Origin of the sequence: Anaerococcus marasmi, from assembly GCF_900290195.1 — a bacterium.
Lineage (GTDB): Bacteria > Bacillota > Clostridia > Tissierellales > Peptoniphilaceae > Anaerococcus > Anaerococcus marasmi.
In genome coordinates this window covers 123907-143743 of sequence record NZ_OLMF01000004.1, presented here as the reverse complement: position 1 = coordinate 143743, position 19837 = coordinate 123907, and the positions used below count along the sequence as shown (strand labels likewise).

At 33.1% G+C, this 19837-nt stretch carries 17 protein-coding genes and 1 pseudogene; 1 reads left to right on the top strand and 17 read right to left on the bottom strand.

Annotated elements, in window-relative coordinates; all coding sequences use genetic code 11:
• Window positions 1–179 precede the first annotated feature (179 nt).
• Window positions 180–1355: an IS110 family RNA-guided transposase gene (locus tag C7D97_RS00780; RefSeq protein ID WP_105300307.1), complete on the top strand. Its 1176-nt coding sequence runs from the start codon at window positions 180–182 to the stop codon at window positions 1353–1355.
• Window positions 1356–1643: 288 nt separating this feature from the next.
• Here C7D97_RS00780 and C7D97_RS00775 read toward each other — a convergent pair whose 3' ends face one another.
• From C7D97_RS00775 to murB, 17 genes and pseudogenes are all read right to left on the bottom strand, one after another.
• Complete coding sequence (locus tag C7D97_RS00775; protein WP_105300306.1) at window positions 1644–2213, bottom strand: hypothetical protein; 570 nt, start codon at window positions 2211–2213, stop codon at window positions 1644–1646.
• Between the two features lie 14 nt (window positions 2214–2227).
• The gene (locus tag C7D97_RS00770) at window positions 2228–3142 is read right to left on the bottom strand and encodes a Kiwa anti-phage protein KwaB-like domain-containing protein (RefSeq protein WP_105300305.1); all 915 of its coding nucleotides are present in this window, start codon (window positions 3140–3142) and stop codon (window positions 2228–2230) included.
• Between the two features lie 164 nt (window positions 3143–3306).
• A pseudogene (locus tag C7D97_RS00765) lies at window positions 3307–3756 on the bottom strand (TraM recognition domain-containing protein); the annotation flags it as partial.
• A gap of 40 nt (window positions 3757–3796) precedes the next feature.
• Window positions 3797–4072: a hypothetical protein gene (locus C7D97_RS00760; protein ID WP_105300304.1), complete on the bottom strand. Its 276-nt coding sequence runs from the start codon at window positions 4070–4072 to the stop codon at window positions 3797–3799.
• Window positions 4073–4090: 18 nt separating this feature from the next.
• Window positions 4091–5887 carry a VirD4-like conjugal transfer protein, CD1115 family gene (locus C7D97_RS00755; protein WP_054253453.1) on the bottom strand — a complete coding sequence of 599 codons (1797 nt, stop codon included), beginning with the start codon at window positions 5885–5887 and terminating at the stop codon, window positions 4091–4093.
• Entirely contained in the window at window positions 5880–6614 is a 735-nt protein-coding gene (locus C7D97_RS00750; protein WP_054253454.1) for a phage antirepressor KilAC domain-containing protein, read from the bottom strand. Before C7D97_RS00750 ends, C7D97_RS00755 begins: the two co-directional genes overlap by 8 nt.
• On the bottom strand, window positions 6611–7096 hold the full coding sequence (locus C7D97_RS00745; protein ID WP_000606600.1) for a PcfB family protein: 486 nt from the start codon (window positions 7094–7096) through the stop codon (window positions 6611–6613). Before C7D97_RS00745 ends, C7D97_RS00750 begins: the two co-directional genes overlap by 4 nt.
• On the bottom strand, window positions 7089–7916 hold the full coding sequence (locus tag C7D97_RS00740; RefSeq protein WP_023058859.1) for an ATP-binding protein: 828 nt from the start codon (window positions 7914–7916) through the stop codon (window positions 7089–7091). The genes C7D97_RS00745 and C7D97_RS00740 overlap by 8 nt, the downstream gene beginning before the upstream one ends.
• Window positions 7913–8686, bottom strand: a complete 774-nt coding sequence (locus tag C7D97_RS00735) for a replication initiator protein A (RefSeq protein WP_105300303.1) — start codon at window positions 8684–8686, stop codon at window positions 7913–7915. The genes C7D97_RS00740 and C7D97_RS00735 overlap by 4 nt, the downstream gene beginning before the upstream one ends.
• A gap of 230 nt (window positions 8687–8916) precedes the next feature.
• Window positions 8917–10164, bottom strand: coding sequence for a 23S rRNA (uracil(1939)-C(5))-methyltransferase RlmD (rlmD, locus tag C7D97_RS00730; protein WP_105300302.1), 1248 nt, complete (start codon window positions 10162–10164; stop codon window positions 8917–8919).
• Window positions 10164–11936 carry a pyruvate kinase gene (gene pyk / locus C7D97_RS00725; RefSeq protein WP_105300301.1) on the bottom strand — a complete coding sequence of 591 codons (1773 nt, stop codon included), beginning with the start codon at window positions 11934–11936 and terminating at the stop codon, window positions 10164–10166. Before pyk ends, rlmD begins: the two co-directional genes overlap by 1 nt.
• A gap of 8 nt (window positions 11937–11944) precedes the next feature.
• Window positions 11945–12904, bottom strand: coding sequence for a 6-phosphofructokinase (gene pfkA, locus C7D97_RS00720; RefSeq protein WP_015777625.1), 960 nt, complete (start codon window positions 12902–12904; stop codon window positions 11945–11947).
• A 9-nt stretch (window positions 12905–12913) separates the two neighbouring features.
• Entirely contained in the window at window positions 12914–16360 is a 3447-nt protein-coding gene (locus C7D97_RS00715; protein ID WP_105300300.1) for a DNA polymerase III subunit alpha, read from the bottom strand.
• Between the two features lie 10 nt (window positions 16361–16370).
• Window positions 16371–17273 carry a DNA-binding protein WhiA gene (gene whiA, locus C7D97_RS00710; protein ID WP_105300299.1) on the bottom strand — a complete coding sequence of 301 codons (903 nt, stop codon included), beginning with the start codon at window positions 17271–17273 and terminating at the stop codon, window positions 16371–16373.
• A gap of 12 nt (window positions 17274–17285) precedes the next feature.
• Window positions 17286–18008 (bottom strand): tyrosine-protein phosphatase, encoded by a 723-nt coding sequence (locus tag C7D97_RS00705; RefSeq protein ID WP_105300298.1) that lies wholly within the window; start codon window positions 18006–18008, stop codon window positions 17286–17288.
• On the bottom strand, window positions 18002–18850 hold the full coding sequence (gene rapZ, locus C7D97_RS00700; protein ID WP_105300297.1) for an RNase adapter RapZ: 849 nt from the start codon (window positions 18848–18850) through the stop codon (window positions 18002–18004). Before rapZ ends, C7D97_RS00705 begins: the two co-directional genes overlap by 7 nt.
• Complete coding sequence (gene murB, locus C7D97_RS00695; RefSeq protein ID WP_105300296.1) at window positions 18850–19752, bottom strand: UDP-N-acetylmuramate dehydrogenase; 903 nt, start codon at window positions 19750–19752, stop codon at window positions 18850–18852. The genes rapZ and murB overlap by 1 nt, the downstream gene beginning before the upstream one ends.
• Window positions 19753–19837: the final 85 nt, after the last annotated feature.

Genomic DNA, 19837 nt, shown 5'->3' with positions numbered 1-19837 from the left:
TCGTAGCGATCCTCCTTGAAGCTTGTCTTCCCGATTAAGGGTTACGCCTCTTCTTTACGTCTTTATCAGTATGAGCTGGATAGCACATTTCGTTGCTGTATGTCTAACGAGGTTTGATTGGCGTAAAGTTCTTGAGGGTTCTTTCTCTATCTAAATTTATATTAAAGCTAGGTGATTTTATGTTTTACATTGGTGTTGATATTGCAAAATCTAACCACGAAGCCTCAATAATTGATTCTAATGGGAAACTTGTTTCTGAGTCTTTTTCTTTTTCTAATTCTATTAGGGGGTTAGAGAAGTTTCAGAAATTTATTTCCTCTTTTTCGATTGATTCTAACAATTGTATTATTGGTATGGAAGCTACAGGTCATTATTGGCTGTCTCTTTATTCTTTCCTTATTGATTTAGGTTTTTCTTGTATTGTTATTAACCCTATTCAATCTGATGCTTTTAGAAAGATGTATATTAGACAGACTAAGAATGATTCTGTGGATTCTTTTGTTATTGCTCAAATTCTTAGGTTTGGTGAGTTTTCTGTTTCTCATTTTTCTGATGAGGATACTTTTGCTTTAAGAAATCTTTCTAGGTTCAGGTTTGCTCTTGTTGATGAAGCTTCTGATTGGAAAAGAAAGCTTGTTGCTATTTTAGATCAGGTTTTCCCTGAGTATTCTTCGCTTTTTTCTAATATTTATGGTGTTACTTCTAAAGAGCTTTTGAGTAAGTATCCTTTGCCTGAGGATATGATTTCTATTCCTGCTGATGAGCTTGCTAAGCTTTTGTCTAAGTGTAGTAAGGGTCGCTTTGGTATTGATAAGGCTAAAGAAATTCAAGAGAAGGCTTCTAATTCTTTTGGTGTTAAGTTTGCTTTGAAGTCTTTTTCTTTTCAAATCAAACAGATTATTGCTCAAATTTCTTTTCTTGAAGATCAGATAGCTGATATTGAAGATGAAATTTCTTCTATGATTAATTCTTTATGCCCTGTTATTACTTCTATCACCGGTATTGGTGATGTCTTAGGTGCTGCTATTTTCTCAGAAATTGGTGATATTTCACGATTTGAGAGAGCTAATCAGTTGGTTGCTTATGCTGGTTTAGATGTTGCTGTTAAGCAATCTGGCAATTTTAATGCTACCGATACTAAGATTTCTAAACGTGGTTCTCCTTATCTTAGACGTGCTATTTGGCTTGCTGCTAGTGTTGCTGCTTTTAAGGATCCTGCTTTGTCTGTGTATTATCAAAAACTTAGACAAAGAGGTAAAGCTCATGGTACAGCTATTGGTGCAGTTGCTAGAAAACTTACTAACATTATTTTTGCTGTTTTGAGGGATAACAAAGCTTACATACCTAATATTTAGTTGTTATTCAATTGTTATTTAATTTTTCCAAGCCTAATTTTTAGGCTTGTTTGGTGTGCCACAAATTACAAGATTAATTATTTTTTATTTTCTCTTGACATTTGATAGCTGGTCTTAATCTATAAATTTCAATTAAAAAAGCGACTGAACTTATATTTCAATCGCTAAATTTCTTATATATTAAATTGTTTTAAGTGGGACTTCTTATCCTTACCATTTTAGCCTCCTAATTTTGAATATAAAAAAAGACGATAGAGTTTTTAATTTCTATCGCCTTTAACTAATTATCTAGTAGTTTAAATTATCTTTTTTATGAGCAATGAATACATAATTACTTAAATAATATCCCTTTAATCTCTTAATATGTCTTAATTTCTCTCTTGATATGTTTGTAATAATTACCTCCCTATTTGAATCTCTATAAATCATATAACCAAACATAGCCCATAAAGGATTTAAATATATCAAATTCAATCTTAGATAGATATACCCAATTAAGATAAACAAAAAAATATTAGCTAAATACACCTCTGTTGTGTTATCTCCATTTGTTACAAGAGGGATTATATATGTCATAATGTAACTAAGAACAGTATCGTCCGGTCTTTCTAAATTTTCGATTAATTTCTCCTTATTTCCTTTTCCTAATTTCAGTAGTATAATGCTTAGCATTGATACAATAATCAATAAAACTAATATTAAGGTAATAACAATCGAAAAAATATTCATATTCTTAAATCCCTCAATAATTTTTTTGTAATAAAGAATTGTAATCATAATATAAAGCGGAAAATATGAGGAAATAAACATAATTGTTCTTACTAAATTATTATAAAATTTATCCACCTTTCTATTCATTAAAGAACACTCCTTTATTTATCATCTACTCCCTTTTGTTTATTAATAATACTTAAGTAATACGAATCTCTTAATATCCTCAATATATCCATAATTTGATTTTTTTCCTCATAAACTATTGTAAAATAAGGTTCCTCATTGTAGTTTATGTCTAAATTAAACATTTCAATGGTTTCCTTTATATTTTCATAATTATCATATGTCTTAGATACATTTATATTTTCACTAGTCATCTTGGTTAAAGTTTTTCTATAGCGGCCATCATTTAAACAATCTTCATAAAAACTTTCAAAATTAACTATTCCATCACTTAAACCTTCTTGGGATAAAAAATCTGATGCAGTATCTCTAAACTGTTCATCTAAGTTAAATATTCTTTCCAAAGAGTAATGAGATAATATTATTATATTATCGTCTATAACTATAAAGTCTACTTCGCCATCTATTCCTATCAATTTACTTTCTATTTTATTTAATGTATTTCCATTAAATCTTGCAATGATTCCCTTGGAATGAAGTTTTTTAAATTTAGTTACTCTCCTGAATATTTTTATATTAGGGAAACTATCATCTTCTTTTTTAATCTCAAATGTATAGAAATTATAATTATCTGGATCTATTTCTGTCTCTACATGGTCACTATTATTAAAACTTTCAATAATGCTATTATAGTGATTGATATAAGATGTTTCACAAGTTTCTATAGTACCATCTTTATATCCCGTCGGATTGTATTCAACTATCTCTTTTTCAGAAAAAGTTTCGATGTAATCAATTATCAAATTTAATAAATCATCGAAAATTTGTGCATCTATATTTGGGGAAAAACTAACATAGTTACCATTTCTTAATTTACGTGAAAAAAATAAATTAAATTCCAAATCATTTTCTCTCAAATTACTAATTAAATCAGCTATACTAATACTCATATTCGTAATCCTCCTATTATATATTTATTACCATAGATTTTAACAGAATCAATCTTCTCTTAGGTCTTTTTTATCCAGATTTGCTTTCATAAGATATAATATTTTAAATTCCATGAATAAACATATAAAGATTATATCAAAAATATTTGTAATCTCATATTTAATTATATTCTTGTAATCAAACTGTTTGTATTTATTTTTACCTTATCCCTTTTATTTGAAAACTCTTCAACATCAAATAAATTCTTCTTATCATATTCTTCTAATAATTTATAGTTCTTATGATTTGTAATATCAAATTTATTAGATAGAAAATGTCTTACTCCTCTTAGTTGGTATATGCACTTACCACCATCCATTACAGTTATTTCATCTTGACTCATAAGTTCATTGCCAGTTTTTTGTTAATTAAAACCAAAAGATTTTTGATTTGATCTTATTTCCGATTTGTTATATAGGTCTAAGGTTTCTGATAATTCTTTTACTACTGTTTTTTCTTTTCCTACTAGAAAGATTGTAGAATTACAGTTACCGACCATTGTATCTGCATGGTCTTTATAAATTGCTTTTTATTGAGATTGTGCTTGCAGCATTATGCTTGATGATATTTCCCTTTAGAGTTTTTAATTTCTATCGCCTATTAACACATTATTTCTAGTCTTCTAAAATCGATACTTCAAGGTCTATCGCTTTAAATGTAACAGTTATTCCTACTTCGTCTTTTACTGTTTTTTCAAATAGCTCAGCTATATCATATGGGGACATATCGTATATATCTTCATACCATTCATTACTTTCATCGTACATTGTCTCACATATTGCTTCAATATAATTTTTCTTATCCATAGTGAGTTCTGTATCACTTTCTAAAATAAACTGCTCCCCATTTATATTTAATATAATTAAATATGATTTTCTATTTTCACACATTTTGCTTTCTCCATAAAATCAAATGTTTAACCTATTTATTTTATAACTTGATTTTAACTTTACCTTATCTCTATTTGTTAAATACTCCTCTACATCAAACAAGTTTTTCTTATCATAATCTTCCAACAACTTATAATTCTTATGCTTTGTAATATCAAATTTATCAGATAAAAAAGGTCTTACTCCTCTTAACTGATAAATACACTTACCACCATCCATTACAGTTATTTCATCTTGGCTCATAAGTTCCTTACCAGTCTTTTGATAATTTAATCCAAAAGATTTTTGGTTGGATCTTGTTTCTGATGTGTTATATAGGTCTATGGTTTCTTTTCCTAAGGTTTCTGATAATTCTTTTACTGTTGTTTTTTCTTTTCCTCCTAGAAAGAGTGTTGAGTCGCAGTTACCAACTATTGTATCTGCATGGTCTTTATAGATTGCTTTTAATTGAGATTGTGCTTGCAGTATTATACTTGCTGATATTTCTCTTGATCGAATTGTCGCTATTAGTTTTTCAAATTTAGGAATTAAGCCTATATTTGCAAACTCATCAAGTAGACACCTTACATGAACTGGAAGTCTTCCACCATACACATCATCTGCCTTGTCACATAATAAATTAAATAGTTGAGAATACATTATTGAAACTACAAAGTTAAAGGTATCGTCAGTATCTGATATTATTACGAATAAAGCAGTTTTTCTATCTCCAATTTTATCGAGTTCTAATTCATCTTCGCTCATTAGTTCTCTAAGCTCTCTTATATCAAAAGGTGCAAGTCTTGCTCCACAAGATATTAAAATTGACTTGGCAGTTTTTCCTGCTGCAAGCTTATATTTCTTATATTGCTTAACTGCAAAATGACTTGGGTCTTTCTTTTCAAGAGCTTCAAAGAGCCTATCAATTGGGTTCATATAGGTTTCGTCATCTTCTCTAACTTCACTTGCGTCAATCATATCTAAAAGTGTCTTAAAGTTCTTTTCTTCTTCTGGTGCTTCATAATAGATATAACCGATAAGAGCAGTGTAATATAACTTCTCAGCCTTTACCCAGAAATCTTCTCCTGCCTTTTCTCCATCTCCCTTGGTATTAGCAATTATGGTTTGAACAAGCTTTAAAATATCTTTTTCTGATCGAAGATAAGCAAAGGGATTGTATTTCATAGATTTTTTAAAGTTTATTGTATTTAAAATTTTTATGTCATATCCATTTTCATAAAGCATTTTTCCACACTCTAACACAAGTGTACCTTTAGGGTCTGTTACTACATAAGAAGAATGCATTTGCATTAGATTTGGCTTTACATAAAATCTCGTTTTACCTGATCCAGAACCTCCTATTACTAATACATTTTTATTTCTAGCATATTTAGGGTTTTTAGGTCTTGAGTTCATTGTAAGTCTTTCAGTATTAGTTATAAGAACATTGTTTTCAAACTTAGGGTCAATGTATGGAGCAATATCCTTACTTTCTCCCCATCTTGCAGATCCATATTCTTTACCTTGCCTGTATTTCTTTTTATTTTTACCTTTACTATAAACTATTAGCTTAACAAGACCAGCAACTGAAATACCCAATAACAAGTCCCTTGGATTAAGGCTTGGTACATAAGATAAAGTTCCTATATCAGAAATTCCAACCATTATTCTATCAATAATATCTCCTCCTACATAAGAATTGATGTGCTTAGAAAAAATATTGCCAATATAGAAGAATGATAGATAAGGAATGTTTGCTAATATAAATTTCTTTGGGTTGTCTATTTTAATTAAGTTTTTAATATCAGAAAGAATAGCTTCCAATATCTTATTCATCGTAGTAACCTTCACTATCTAATAAAATTAGTAGGAAGTGTCTTCCCTTTGGTGTTATAAATGTTTGTATTCCTACAAGTGTACCTAGTGGATCAACCCATTCTTTCACTTCAAAATATCCCTTGTTCTTATCTGCATAAGGTAATAGTTTCTTTTTCTTATCTCTGTAAATTAATCCCTTATCCATTAGAAAATTTATAAATTGGTTTTGTGGTATTCCTAACTCTTTGGCAGTATTTCTAAAGTTTGTAAGTAGGTTATAATCTACTAATTTGTCATAATAGTCTGCCTTTGGTCTTAATACTTCAATTTCTTCTTCTCTTTCGGCAATAATTCTATTGGCTACAAGAATTGCATCTGCAAGTAACTCTTCATTAGTTTTCTTTTCTTGCCCTACTATATATCCTCCATTTTTTCTAATACTTGGTAAGACTTCTCTAGTTACCCAAGCTTTGAATACTTTTGCTTGTGGTAGTTTTGATGAGAGGATAAGTGAATACAATCCTGACTCATTAATTATTGAAATATTCTGTATTCCTCCAGGGGTGTTCCATTTCGTTACACCCTTATCTTCTTCATCTACATGGTCATAAACAGCTTTCCTCGGATTGACATAACCTAACATAGTTGCTACTTCATTTGCTATAAAGAAAAACTCACCGTCTTTTTCTATAACAGTGAGTTTCCCAAAATTCTTATTTTCAAATGTTTTTAAATTACTTATCATAAGCTTTGCTCCTTATGTTTATTTTTAACTTTATCTTTACTAATGGTGTCCTTAGCCATATCTTTAAACTTATTTATAGTCTTCGTTATTGAATCTTTTCTATCGGCCTTTCTTTCAGAAGCCTTAACTGCTTTTTTAAAGGCGTGTTCCATAACTTTTATATCCTTAGATTGAAAAAACACAGAGTGGTTACCAGTTTCCTTATCTTTCATAACAGAAAACTTCACTCCGTGTTTGTTTAAAATTTTCTTTAGTTCTTTTAACTCAGGATCTTTTAGATTAATTTCTTCTAACTGTCCCTTTTTAACCATATCCTTTAGTTTTACTTCTTCTCCGTTATTTTTTATTACATTTTTCAAGCCTCCTTGTTCTTCTATTTGCTTGTGTACTTTCTTTAAGGCATCAAGAATTGCTTTACTTGTTGCTTTTGCCAGTCTTACTTCAAGATTAAGACTTGACCTTGATACTTCTTCATTAATCATCTATTCCACCTCCATATAAAAGTAACTCTTTGTATTTTCTTAACTTCTCTTGATGGATTTTTCTTCTAAAATCTTCTCCCGTAACTTTAACTGGTATTGTCATTTCAAGTATTCTTGAATATATCCTCTGATACTCAAGTTCAATATTAGGATTTTGAATAATTTCCAATGATAAGTTTGTAGTAAAAATTGTCGGCCTACCCTTTAAGTATCTTGAGTTTATAATGTTATATACTTGTTCTCTTGCATAAGATGTATCCCTTTCAATTCCAAGGTCATCTAAGATTAACAAAGGAACATTAGAGAGGTTACTTATTATTTCATTTGAATCAACCTTAAATGCAGATTTTTGTATTTGATTTATAACCTGAGATAAATTCATAATCTTAACTTTAACTTGTTCTCTTTCAATTAATTCATTTGCAATAGAACAAGCAAGATAAGTCTTTCCACTGCCAACATCTCCATAAAATAAAAGTCCAACATTGTCTTCCTTCATTTGTTCAAAACTTTTAGCATAATTGTAAGCAACCTTGTAAGCTTGACCTTTTTCATTTAGGAATTTCTCAAAAGTATATTGGTGTTGGTTTGGCGATGAAAAACAATCTCTTTTTAGCGATGATATTCTCGTTAATATTTCTCTTTCTGCATTTTCCATATCTCTTTTTATTTCACATTCACATTTAATTCTTGGAATAAACTTTGTAAATCCAAGGTCAAGTAATTCTCCATCGACTCTTTTACCACATGATTTACAATAGATATGTCCATTTCTTTCAATATCATTTTCTCTTAATACAAAATCTTTTAAACTTTTCATAAACTCTCTCCTATATCGTAATTCATTTTTCTTGTTGATTTGTCATTAATGCTTTTCGCCTGATCATTAAGATACCAGTTAATTATTGTTGCCTTGTGATCTTGATAGGCTCTATTATTTGCTTTCATATATGACGACAACCTATCAATGTATTCACTAATTCTACTTCCTAACTCATTTGTTAAGTCCTTGTATTCTTCATCAGTCAAAAATATGTTTTTATATATTCCATAAGGCTTTTGCCCTTTACTAAAATCATTATTTCTTAACTCATTATTATTAATATTGTTATAGTTACCTTCCGATTTTCGAAAATCTTGACTTTCGATATTCGAATCTCTTGAATTTCGATTATCGAACTTCTGGAATTTTGTTTTTCGAACTTCTTGATTTTTTAATTCCATATTATTAAATATGCTCATAAAGTCTTTAACATAAATTCTATTAGGCTTTCCAAGTCCTTGTCTTTTCTTTTCAATAAGTCCTATCCCTGACTTAATATCAAGCTCAGCTATTAGTTTATTTGCTTTTTCACTCGCACAATTAAATTGCTCTTTTATACTTTCAATTGTGTAGTAAATAAAGACTTTTCCATCTTCATCTATCCAGCCATTTTTATATGAAAGACCCATTCGATTAAGCATATATGAATACAAAACTTTTGCTTCTATAGAAATGCTCTCAAAAATCTCATCTTCCATTAATACCATAGGTAACCTAATGAAGTTATACATTTCAGATTGCCTATTATAAAAATAATCAAAATTCATTACTACCTCCTTTCTTTAAAATAAAAAAAGAGCAGCCTTATTTAAGCTACTCTTGTAGAAAGTATAAAATGGGTTTTTTCTTATTATATTTTTCTTTGTGTCTCCTCATACCAGTTGCAAAACTACTCTTACGTCCATGTAGTTTTTTTGGGTCTTTTTGACGTATCCTTCTTCATCTTTATCGAAGACAAAATGCTTATAAAACTGCTTGAAATGCAGGATTTCTAGATTTACATCTTTTGTATCAACGCTATAGTCTCCACATGCATAGTCTGAGGGAACATATCCACTGCTTTTATTTCTTTAACTTCATAGCCTCTATCCATAAATCTTTTAATATCTCTTGCGAGGGTTTGGGGGTTGCAGGAGATGTAGATTATGTTTTTTATTTTTGTATTTGCTAGGGTTTTGATTATTTCTTTATCTAGGCCTGCCCTTGGTGGGTCTACTGTTACTGTTTGTATTTTTTCTTTTTCTATGAAACTTTGATCGATGTATTTGGCATTTTTGTCTATAAATTTGTAGTTGTCTAAATTATTTCTTCGAGCATTTTCTAAAGCATCTTTGATGGCGCTTTTGTTGATTTCTATTCCCACTATATTATCATCATTTAGGGCGATTGATGAGATTCCTGATCCGCAGAAGAGGTCTAGGAGCTTTTTGTCATCTTCTAGGTAAGTTCTTGCTATTTCATATAAGTTTTCTATTTGATAATCATTTACTTGGTAGAAGTCATCTCTTGATACCTTAAAGGACTTATCTTTCACTTTGAATATGAGATGGTCTTTGCCTATGGTTTTTATTTTCTTTTTGTTTATTATATTAATATTATATGGAAGGTTCTTGTAATTTTCTTTTAGATGTTTATATAGCTTTTCTTCTTCTTTGCTATAGATATTTAGGAGGATTTCAGCTCTATTACTTCTTATGCTTATTTCTCTTATTATATTGCCAAGATTTTCAACTATAGAAGTTACTAGATTTTGGATTTTTTCTAGATTTTTTCTTATATGATTATTCGCTAGCTTACAATCTTTGATAGCTACTAGATCATTTGAAGACTTTTTGTTATAGGAAAGCCTTCCCTTGCTGTCTACTTGTAGCCTGATTTTATTTCTGTATGACAGATTTTCGCTTGTAATTATTTCTAAATCGCCTATTTCTATATCACAAGTTTTCTTGATTGCCTTTGTGATTAGGTTTTTCTTTAATTCAATTTGCTCATCATAATTTATATCCATAATAGTACAACCCCCACATTCATAATAATATGGACATGGAGGTTGTGTATAATACGGACTCTGAGAAGTTGTTTTGACTTTTCTTGCTTCTATGAAATTTTTCTTTTCTTTTATTATTTCAATGTCACAAGTTTCTCCAAAAGTTACGCCTTCTATAAAATATACTTTTGAATCTTTCTTGCCAACTCCTCTGCCGTCTTGTAGGATATCAATTATCTTAATATCTTTGATGATCATTAGATAACTTTTGTTTCTCCTTTGTATATTACTCCGCCTATTGGGTCTACTGTAATTGTTTCGCCTTCTTCTACGAGGTTGATTACATTTACAGCTCCTACTACCGCAGGGATTCCAAAGTGAACTGCGGCTACTGCTGTGTGGCTTGTTAGTCCACCAGTTTCAGTTACTACAGCTGAGGCTTTTTCTATATATTCAGTGATATCAGAATCTGTGAATTTCGCAACTATGATGTCGCCTTCTTCAAATTTTCCTTCGAGTTCCTTTTTAGTTGATCCTATTACAACTTTTCCTGATACTGATTTGCTTCCAATTCCTGTTCCGCTTGTTAGGATATCTCCAATAACGTGAACTTTGATTAGGTTACTTGTTCCAGATACTCCTAGAGGGATTCCTGCTGTTACAACTGTTAGGTCTCCTTCTTCTACGTAATTTTCAGCGAGTGCCCCAACTATTGCTCTTTCGATTAACTCATCTGTTTCTGTTGCTTCTTGGATTACTATTGGATATACTCCCCAAACTATGGATAGTTGTCTAGCAACTCTATCAGATATTGTGGCAGCTATTATATTTGTCTTAGGTTTGAATTTAGAGATTACTCTAGATGTGTTACCACTTGCTGTACAAGAGATTATTGCCTTGGCATTTAGCTCTTCTGCAATATTTTTGGTTGATCTTGCTATTGAGTTGGTTGTTGTATTTGCTGAGTGGATCTTAACATCGTAGATGTTTTGATAGAAGTCATCTGATAGCTCTGTTGTGATACAGATGTTTCTCATTGTCTTAACTGCTTCTATTGGGTATTTTCCACCAGCTGTTTCTCCTGAAAGCATTACACAGTCAGTTCCATCGATAATAGCGTTGGCAACATCAGTTGTCTCAGCTCTGGTTGGTCTTGGGTTTCTAATCATTGAGTCAAGCATTTGTGTAGCTGTGATAACTGGTTTTGCAGCATCATTACATTTTCTAATGACTTCTTTTTGTACTAGTGGAATAAGCTCTGTTCTAATTTCTACACCGAGGTCTCCTCTAGCTACCATGATTCCATCACTTGCTTCTATGATTTCGTCTAGGTTGTCTACACCTTCTTGGCTTTCGATTTTAGAAATAATCTTGATGTGTTCTCCACCGTGATCTTCTAGAACCCTTCTGATATCATATACGTCTTCTTTTTTACGAACGAAAGATGCTGCGATGATGTCAATGTCATTTTCTATACCGAATTTGATATCATCAACGTCTTTTGGAGTGATGGCTGGAAGGTTTGTCTTTGATCCAGGTAGGTTAACTCCTTTATGGTCTGAAAGGATTCCATTGTTTAGTGCCTTACAAACAACGTCTGTTCCGTCTTTGATTTCTATTACTTCTAATTGTACTAATCCATCATCTATATAGATTTCGCTTCCTACTGATACATCTTCTGGTAGTCCTTCATAAGAAACTGATACAATTGATTGGTCACCTTCAACGTCTCTTGTTGTTAGGGTAAAGATATCTCCTGGTTTAAGGTAGATTTCATCAACCTTAAAGTTACCAGTTCTGATTTCTGGTCCCTTTGTATCTAGCATTATAGCTACAGGTACGTTTAGTTTTCTTCTTATTCTTCTGATTGTTTTAATCTTTGCTAAGTGCTCTTCGTGAGTTCCGTGAGAGAAGTTAAGTCTTGCGACATTCATCCCATTGTTGATTAGTTCTTCAAGAACTGCTGGATCTTCACTAGCTGGTCCAATTGTACATACTATTTTTGTCTTTTTTAAAATTTCAGGTTTCATTATTACTCCTATCTTGATAAAGAATTTGCAAGTTCGTATAATTTTTCGTCGAATTCGCTTCTTTTGCTTACTGCTTCATCAATGCTAACTTCTATAATGCTTCCATCTACATAGCCGATCGCAAGGTTTGTCTTTCCCTCTTCAAGCAGTCTAACAGCACGAGATCCCATTGATGAACCTAAGAGTCTGTCTACCGCAGATGGTGAACCTCCTCTTTGTACGTGGCCTAAGATTGTAACCTTAGTTTCGATTCCTGTCTTCTCTTCTAGCTCTTTGGCAAGAGAATAAGGATCGCCAACACCTTCAGCAAGCGTGATTAGGTGGTGAAGCTTACCTCTTTTTCTACCGTGTTCCATCTTATCGATTATTTCACTGATAGAGAAATTGTGCTCTGGTACTATAATAGACTCAGCTCCTCCTGCAAGTCCTGAGTAAAGAGCGAGGTCTCCGCAGTGACGACCCATAACTTCGATAACTACAGCCCTGCCGTGAGAACTTGATGTATCTCTGAGCTTGCCTATAGCATCTGTTACAGTTTCAATCGCTGTGAAAAATCCGATTGTAAAGTCGGTATAGCCCATGTCATTATCGATTGTTCCTGGGATTCCTATTGTGTTGATTCCAAGATCAGATAGGGCTTTAGCTCCCTTGAAGGATCCGTCTCCTCCTATTACGATTAAGCCTTCAATGCCATAATCATTTAGGATTTGTGCACCTCTTTTTTGTCCTTCTGGTGTTTCGAACTCTAAGCTTCTTGCAGTACCTAGAATGGTACCACCCTTATGGATGATATCTGCAACTGATGATACATTCATCTCATAGATATCTCCTTGCATCAGTCCATCATAACCGTTTCTTATACCTTTGATACGTAAACCACTGTTAAGGGCTGTTCTTACCGCAGCTCTTATAGCGGAATTCATACCTGGAGCATCTCCTCCACTTGTAAGTATTCCTATAGTTTTCATAACAACTCCTTAAGTAATCTTAACATTTTCTTTTCCTAAAAACTCTTCTAATACTTTAATGCTTTTTTCATTAATATCAAACCATAATTTCTTATCTAGTTTGACACTTTTATTTTTGTCAGCAAAATATATAACAACGGGTGTAGTCCCCTTATTTTGCACTAGAATGTTTCTAACTTTATTATACTCTAAGTATTCAGATTTTAAGTATAAAGTTTTAAAATTTAACTTCTCTATGTCGACAAACTCGTTTGTTAATAGTTTTATATCTCTTTCATCTACTTGAAGATTTCCCTTAACTATTACCGCACTATCTTCATCTATTACATTCCTATATTTCCTGTAGACTTCTGGGAAAATCACAATCTCTATTGACCCCTGCATGTCTTCAAGGGTAGCAAAGCACATCAATTGCCTTTTCTTGGTCATAATTTCTGACTTGTTTGTGATGACTCCAGCCATCGATACAAATTTGTTATCGAGTAAATGAATCCTCGTATCATCAATATGGTCTTTATAATCTGTTGTGAAATTAACAAAATCACCAAGCCTATCTCCCAGATCTGATAAGGGATGATCAGATATATAAAAGCCTAAGACCTCTTTTTCTAGCTTTAGTTTAGTCTTCTTAGGAAATTCATTAATCTCTTGAATCCTAACATCTTCTTTAGGCTTATCGGCTAAGTCGTCTAGTAAATTAAGTTGACCTTTGACATTAATCTTTCTATTATCAGAGACAGCAGAAATTGCTTTTTCATAGATTGCCATGAGGGAAGACCTAGTGTATTTTAAGCTATCGAAGGCTCCTGCCTTGATGAGGGATTCTATTCCCTTCTTGTTAAGAGATCTCGAATCGATCTCGTCAACTCTTTGGAGGAAGTCCTTGAAGTTTGTAAACTTCCCATCCTTTTTCCTAGCCTTAACTATAGAATCGATAAGATTGCTTCCTACATTTTTGATTCCAGAAAGACCAAAGATAATCTTACCTTCTTCTACACTAAACTCAGCAAAGCTCTTGTTTACATCTGGAGGTAGGACTTCTATACCTAAGGCCTTGGTTTCATTTACATAAAGATAAAGCTTAGATGATTGATCCATCACAGAAGAGATCAGATTTGCCATGTACTCTTCTGGATAATAGTATTTTAGATAAGCCGTTTGTATAGCAACCAAAGAATATGCTGCCGAGTGAGATTTATTGAAGGCATATTTGGCAAAGGAAATCATTTCATCGTAGATTTGATTTGCCGAAGATTCATCAACTCCATTTCTGATACAACCTGGAATTACAACATTGCCACTTGAATCAGTTTTCCCCTTGATGAAAATTTCCCTATTTTCTTCCATAACTGCCATCTTCTTCTTGGACATGGCTCGTCTTAGATTATCCGCTTCTCCCAAGGAGTAACCTGCAAGTTTCTGGACAATCTGCATTACTTGTTCCTGATAGACAATAATACCGTACGTTACATCAAGGATTGGCTTAAGGGCCGGATCTATAAAAGTCACATCCGCCGGGTTATTTTTGTTATGGATGTATTTGGGAATCTCATCCATTGGACCTGGTCTAAATAGGGAGTTTGCTGCTATTAAATCATCGAAGACTGTCGGCTTTAGATTCTTTAGGAAGTTTCTCATCCCTGCCGATTCAAACTGAAAAATTCCTATCGTCTTAGCATTATTGAATTGATCTATAACATTTTTGTCATTTACATCAATTTTGGATAGGTCTACGTCGATTCCCCTATTCTTTTTGACATCTTTTATGGTGTTTTTGATGACTGTTAAGTTTCTAAGACCTAAAAAGTCCATCTTAAGTAGACCTAGCTCCTCGATTTCAGTCATGTCGTATTGGGTAACTACCAAATCATTGGATAAGGCTAATGGGATTATATCAGTTAGGACCTCCTTGGAAATCACCACTCCTGCAGCGTGAATCGAGGTATGTCTTGGAAGGCCCTCAACCTTTCTTGCTGTATCGATTAGTCTTTTCGCTTCGACATCACTTTCATATATTTCCTTAAACTTAGACGAAGAATCAAAGGCCTTATCGATTGTCATCCCTATGGCTTGGGGGATGAGCTTAGCAATCTTATCTACCTTGGCATAAGAAATATCTAGGACTCTTCCTACATCTCTTACTGCATTTCTTGCCTGCATCCTACCGAAGGTTACTATTTGGGATACGTGATCTCTACCGTAAAGTTCGTTCACATACTCTACTACCTTATCACGGAGGACGTAGTCAAAGTCTATATCTATATCAGGCATTGATACTCTTTCAGGATTTAGGAATCTTTCGAAAATCAGCTTGTATTTTAAGGGATCAATTTGAGTAATATCCAATGCATAAGATACTATAGATCCCGCCGCAGAACCTCTCCCTGGTCCTACAGCTATGTCATTTTCCCTGGCATATCTTACAAAATCCCAAACTATAAGGAAATAGTCGACATAGCCCATATCAGCAATTACCATTATTTCCTTATCTGCCCTAGATCTAATCTTCTCATTTATACTTCCATATTTTTTGATAAGTCCTTGATCTACTAGTTTTTTTAGATATTCTAAGTCAGTTAATCCTTCCTCAACCTTAGTAAAGTATGGCAGGTGGGGTTCATGGAAAGTAAATTCTACATTACATTGGTCAGCGATTTTTTGAGTATTTTCGATAGCCCCCTCATAGGCTCCGAAAATCTCCTTCATCTCATCATAAGATTTGAGGTAAAACTCACTAGCTGGCATCTTCATTCTATCTTCGTCTTTAACGAGCTTTCCTGTTTGAATGCACAAAAGGACGTCTTGATAGTAGGCGTCTTCTTTATTTATATAATGGATATCATTGGTCGCAACTAAGGGAATATCCTCTTCCTCATGGATTCTTACAAGTCCCCTATTTACAATATTTTGCTCTTTTATCCCGTGATTTTGAAGCTCTAGGTAGAAGTTTCCCTTGCCGAAGGCCTCTTCATATCTTTTGGCTGTTTCTTTTGCCCCTTCATAGTCATTTTCTATAAGTCTCTGGCTAACCTCACCATTAAGGCAAGCGGATAGGGCTATAATATTATCACTATGCTTTTTAATAAAATCAAAGGAAACCCTTGGCTTGTAGTAAAACCCATTTACATAGGCTTCTGATACGATCTTAATGAGATTCTTATAGCCTTCCATATTCTTTGCTAGAAGAATCAAATGATAATATCTCCTATTTGACGCTTCCTTTATGGTATGATCATTTTCACTAACATAGACTTCACAGCCTATTATGGGCTTGATTCCACGCTTTTTAGCTTGCTTGTAGAATTCTATAACTCCATACATCTGACCATGGTCTGTTATGGCAAGAGATTCCATTCCGAGCTCTTTGGCCCTATCGAGGAGAAGATCAATTCTTGAGAACCCGTCAAGTAAGGAATATTCCGTATGAACGTGTAAGTGTGTAAATTTTCCTTGCATTTATCCTCCTCTACAAGTCTTCCGCAAGCTTTATAAATTTCTGCAGCCTATAATTAACCTTGGCCTTGCTCATCACAGGATCCATCATCTGGCCAATTTCTTCGATAGAAATATAGGGATTATCAATTCTAATACTTGCAATTTCCTTCATGTCTTCTGATAATTTATCGTATTCTTCGCTATTAATCACAGCTTTTATTGCATCTACTTGCCTTAAGGAAGCCTTGACTGTCCTATCTATATTGGCTTTATCGAAATTTGTCTGCCTATTTATATCATTTCTTATAGACTTCATGGCCCTAACATTTTCTAGCTCGAACAAAGACTTATTTGCTCCAATTATAGCAAGAAAGTCGCTTATCTTATCGGAATCTTTGATATAGACTATATAATAATCTCCCCTATCATTAATTTTCGCATTTAAGTCAAAGGTATCCATAGATTCTTTGATAAGCCTAAGCTCGTTTTTCTCTCGAGCTATGATTTCTAGGTTGTAGCCTCTTTGAGGGTCGTTAATAGACCCCTTATAAATAAAGGCAATCTTAAGAAAAGACTTGATATCATCAAGGGAGACATCTTCAATATCTTTAAAGTTGTCTATAAAACCATGAGACTTTTTATTAATCAAATCCTCTGATATTTCATTATCCTCCACAAGAACCGTAAAAATTCTATCCATATCCTTATAAGACTTATCAAATATCTCAAAGGTTGAAGAATAATCATACAAGTCTTTGATTAGGTTATAAATATATCTGGCATATGAGTTGGAATCAGTTTCAAACTTAATATTATAACCACCCATATTTATTCTAATGGAGCCAATAAAATGAATAATCGATAGAAGTTCACCCATCTTTGATATCGGCTCTTTTTTTAGTACTTCTTTCTTACATCTTTTTGAAAAAGACATATATCACCCTAGCTATCCAGCTATTTTGTCCCTCACTTTTTCTATTGTCTCACTATCGACCTTTGCATAGAGAAGATAATCGTCAAAGGTCTTGTATTTTCTTAGAATATAGTCGTAGGCTTCTTTCATATTGTAAGGACTTGTAATCCTAAAAACAGAAAAAGGATCATCCTCATCATATCTTTCGATATAGCCAAGATGGGCCGAGCTTACTTCATAATCTGCTATAATATCAGCTCTTGCCACATTAGAAATCCCCATAAGAATCATAGAAATAATCCCTGTCCTATCCTTACCTTCTTGGCAGTGAAATAGGCTAATACCATCATTATCAGCGAATATTTCCATAATCTCTTTGACTGCCTTATAGTTATCAATCAGATTCCTATAACTTGCTCCTACTGATATTTCTTTATTTACAATTTTGTCTATATCTTCTTGCCTAAACTCCCTATCTCCTGCAAGAGATACATTGTAATAGTCGAAATTCTCCTTGATTTTGGCAATACTTTTCTTATTTGGCTCAATCTCACCTTCACGTCTTAAGTCTATTACTCTAGTAACTCCCATTTCCTTAAGGTAGTTAATGTCCCAATCTTTCGCATCATCTAGAGTCGCTGTTCTAATAAACTTTCCCCAGTTTGTCACCTTGCCATCAAGTGTTGGTACTCCACCTAAGTCTCTGGCGTTTTGGACATCCTTTAGGGGATATCTTTTCATATATTTTTTTACCATCTATCCTTCTCTCTATGTTTCTTAACTAAAATATAATCGTCATCTTTCATTCTCTCGTAGAGCTTTTCTACCATATAGACAGACCTATGTTGGCCTCCTGTACATCCTATGGCAATATTTATTATATCCTTGCCCTGGTTTAAGAATTCTGGTACTAAGTTTTTTATCATTTCATATAAATCATCCTCAAATTTCTTTGAGATTTCAAAGCTATCTAAATAATCTTGTAGGGCCTTACAAGTCCCATTCATCCCTTTAAGTTCCTTTATATAGTAAGGATTGGGCAAGAATCTCATATCAAATACAAATTCAAAATTATCACTAAGTCCATATTTGAAACCAAAAGATATGAGATTTATTATGATTTTATCCTTCTTTAGGGCGGAGTCCTCGATTACCCTCTTAAGCTCTGCAATCTTGTAATTGCTTGTATCGATAAACCTATCTGCAATCTTTCTGATAGGCTTAAGCATATCCTTTTCTTTCTCGATTCCTTCGCTAACATTTCCATACTCACCCATAGGATGAGGGCGTCTTAATTCGTTGTACCTTTTGAAAATCACCTCATCTGAGGAATATATATAGATGATTTCTGTATCTATATTGGCTTTCTTAAGCCTAAGGAGCGAATCGTAAAGGTCATCGTCTACAGCATAAGACCTAAAATCTATTACCACTGCCATCTTTTCAATAGGTTTTTCTTGATTTGCGTTAAGCTCTATGAATTTTTCTATCAAATATCCTGGGACATTGTCCATAGCGTAATATCCCATGTCCTCAAAGGCACGAAGGGCTGTAGTCTTGCCTGAACCGCTTAGGCCTGTGATAATTTTAAGTATCATTAAAAGTCTCCGATTAGTTTAACTTCTCTTTCTAATACAAATCCTGTCTTTTCATTTACTATCTTAGAAACTTCTTCTATAAATGAAAGCATATCCTCGCATGTAGCATTATCTACATTGATTATAAAACCACAATGTTTCTCGCTAACTTGGCATTCGCCTCTCCTATAGCCCCTAAGACCACATTCGTCTATTAGCTTGGATGCATAAGATCCAGTTGGCCTTTTGAAAGTCGAGCCAGCTGATTTTCTATCTAGGGGTTGCTTAGTAGTTCTTCTATTGGTGAAGTCTTCGTATCTTTCTTCTATATTTTCTTTAACTCCTGCCTTCAATTTAAAGCTTGCAGAAGAAACTATAAGGTCATCTTCAAATATTTTGGAATGTCTGTAGGAAAAATTCATTTGGCTGTTAGTAAAATTATATTCTTTACCCGCAAAGTCAAATGCTTTGACATTTACACATATATCCTTTATCTCTCCGCCATAGGCTCCTGCATTCATAGCTACAGCTCCACCGACTGAGCCAGGTATACCTGATATTTCTTCCATACCTTTTAGGCTTCTTTCGATAGCAAATAGGGCAAGCTCATTTAAGCTTGTACCTGCTAGGGCTGTTAGGATATCGCCATCCCTTTCAATTTTGTCGAAATTATCTGCTAAAACTATGACACAACCCCTAATCCCCTTATCACTGATTAGAAGGTTGGAGCCTCTTCCTATAACTGTAGTCTTAATATTTTCTCTGGAGTTTATCTTTAATATATTTTGTAGTTGGTTTTCAGTCTCTGGTTTGATCATGACATCAGCTTTTCCGCCTATGCCAAAAGTAGTGTAGTCTCTTAAGGATTGGTCAAATAAAACTTCGCCTATATCCTCATTTTTGTATATAGATTCAAAATCCATATTACCTCCTGCGATTCATTTAAATCTCTTTTAATTCTACAAAGACTATACCATAAAGCAGGTCCAATAACTATTGAGGGAAATT

Coding starts and splice junctions, on each gene's coding strand:
- pfkA (WP_015777625.1), bottom strand. CDS start 12,904: ATGAAAACTATAGGAATACTTACAAGTGGAGGAGATGCTCCAGGTATG.
- C7D97_RS00705 (WP_105300298.1), bottom strand. CDS start 18,008: ATGGTAAAAAAATATATGAAAAGATATCCCCTAAAGGATGTCCAAAAC.
- C7D97_RS00755 (WP_054253453.1), bottom strand. CDS start 5,887: ATGAATAAGATATTGGAAGCTATTCTTTCTGATATTAAAAACTTAATT.
- C7D97_RS00750 (WP_054253454.1), bottom strand. CDS start 6,614: ATGATAAGTAATTTAAAAACATTTGAAAATAAGAATTTTGGGAAACTC.
- C7D97_RS00770 (WP_105300305.1), bottom strand. CDS start 3,142: ATGAGTATTAGTATAGCTGATTTAATTAGTAATTTGAGAGAAAATGAT.
- C7D97_RS00760 (WP_105300304.1), bottom strand. CDS start 4,072: ATGTGTGAAAATAGAAAATCATATTTAATTATATTAAATATAAATGGG.
- rapZ (WP_105300297.1), bottom strand. CDS start 18,850: ATGATACTTAAAATTATCACAGGCCTAAGCGGTTCAGGCAAGACTACA.
- murB (WP_105300296.1), bottom strand. CDS start 19,752: ATGGATTTTGAATCTATATACAAAAATGAGGATATAGGCGAAGTTTTA.
- C7D97_RS00735 (WP_105300303.1), bottom strand. CDS start 8,686: ATGAATTTTGATTATTTTTATAATAGGCAATCTGAAATGTATAACTTC.
- rlmD (WP_105300302.1), bottom strand. CDS start 10,164: ATGATCATCAAAGATATTAAGATAATTGATATCCTACAAGACGGCAGA.
- C7D97_RS00715 (WP_105300300.1), bottom strand. CDS start 16,360: ATGCAAGGAAAATTTACACACTTACACGTTCATACGGAATATTCCTTA.
- pyk (WP_105300301.1), bottom strand. CDS start 11,936: ATGAAACCTGAAATTTTAAAAAAGACAAAAATAGTATGTACAATTGGA.
- C7D97_RS00775 (WP_105300306.1), bottom strand. CDS start 2,213: ATGAATAGAAAGGTGGATAAATTTTATAATAATTTAGTAAGAACAATT.
- C7D97_RS00780 (WP_105300307.1), top strand. CDS start 180: ATGTTTTACATTGGTGTTGATATTGCAAAATCTAACCACGAAGCCTCA.
- whiA (WP_105300299.1), bottom strand. CDS start 17,273: ATGTCTTTTTCAAAAAGATGTAAGAAAGAAGTACTAAAAAAAGAGCCG.
- C7D97_RS00740 (WP_023058859.1), bottom strand. CDS start 7,916: ATGAAAAGTTTAAAAGATTTTGTATTAAGAGAAAATGATATTGAAAGA.
- C7D97_RS00745 (WP_000606600.1), bottom strand. CDS start 7,096: ATGATTAATGAAGAAGTATCAAGGTCAAGTCTTAATCTTGAAGTAAGA.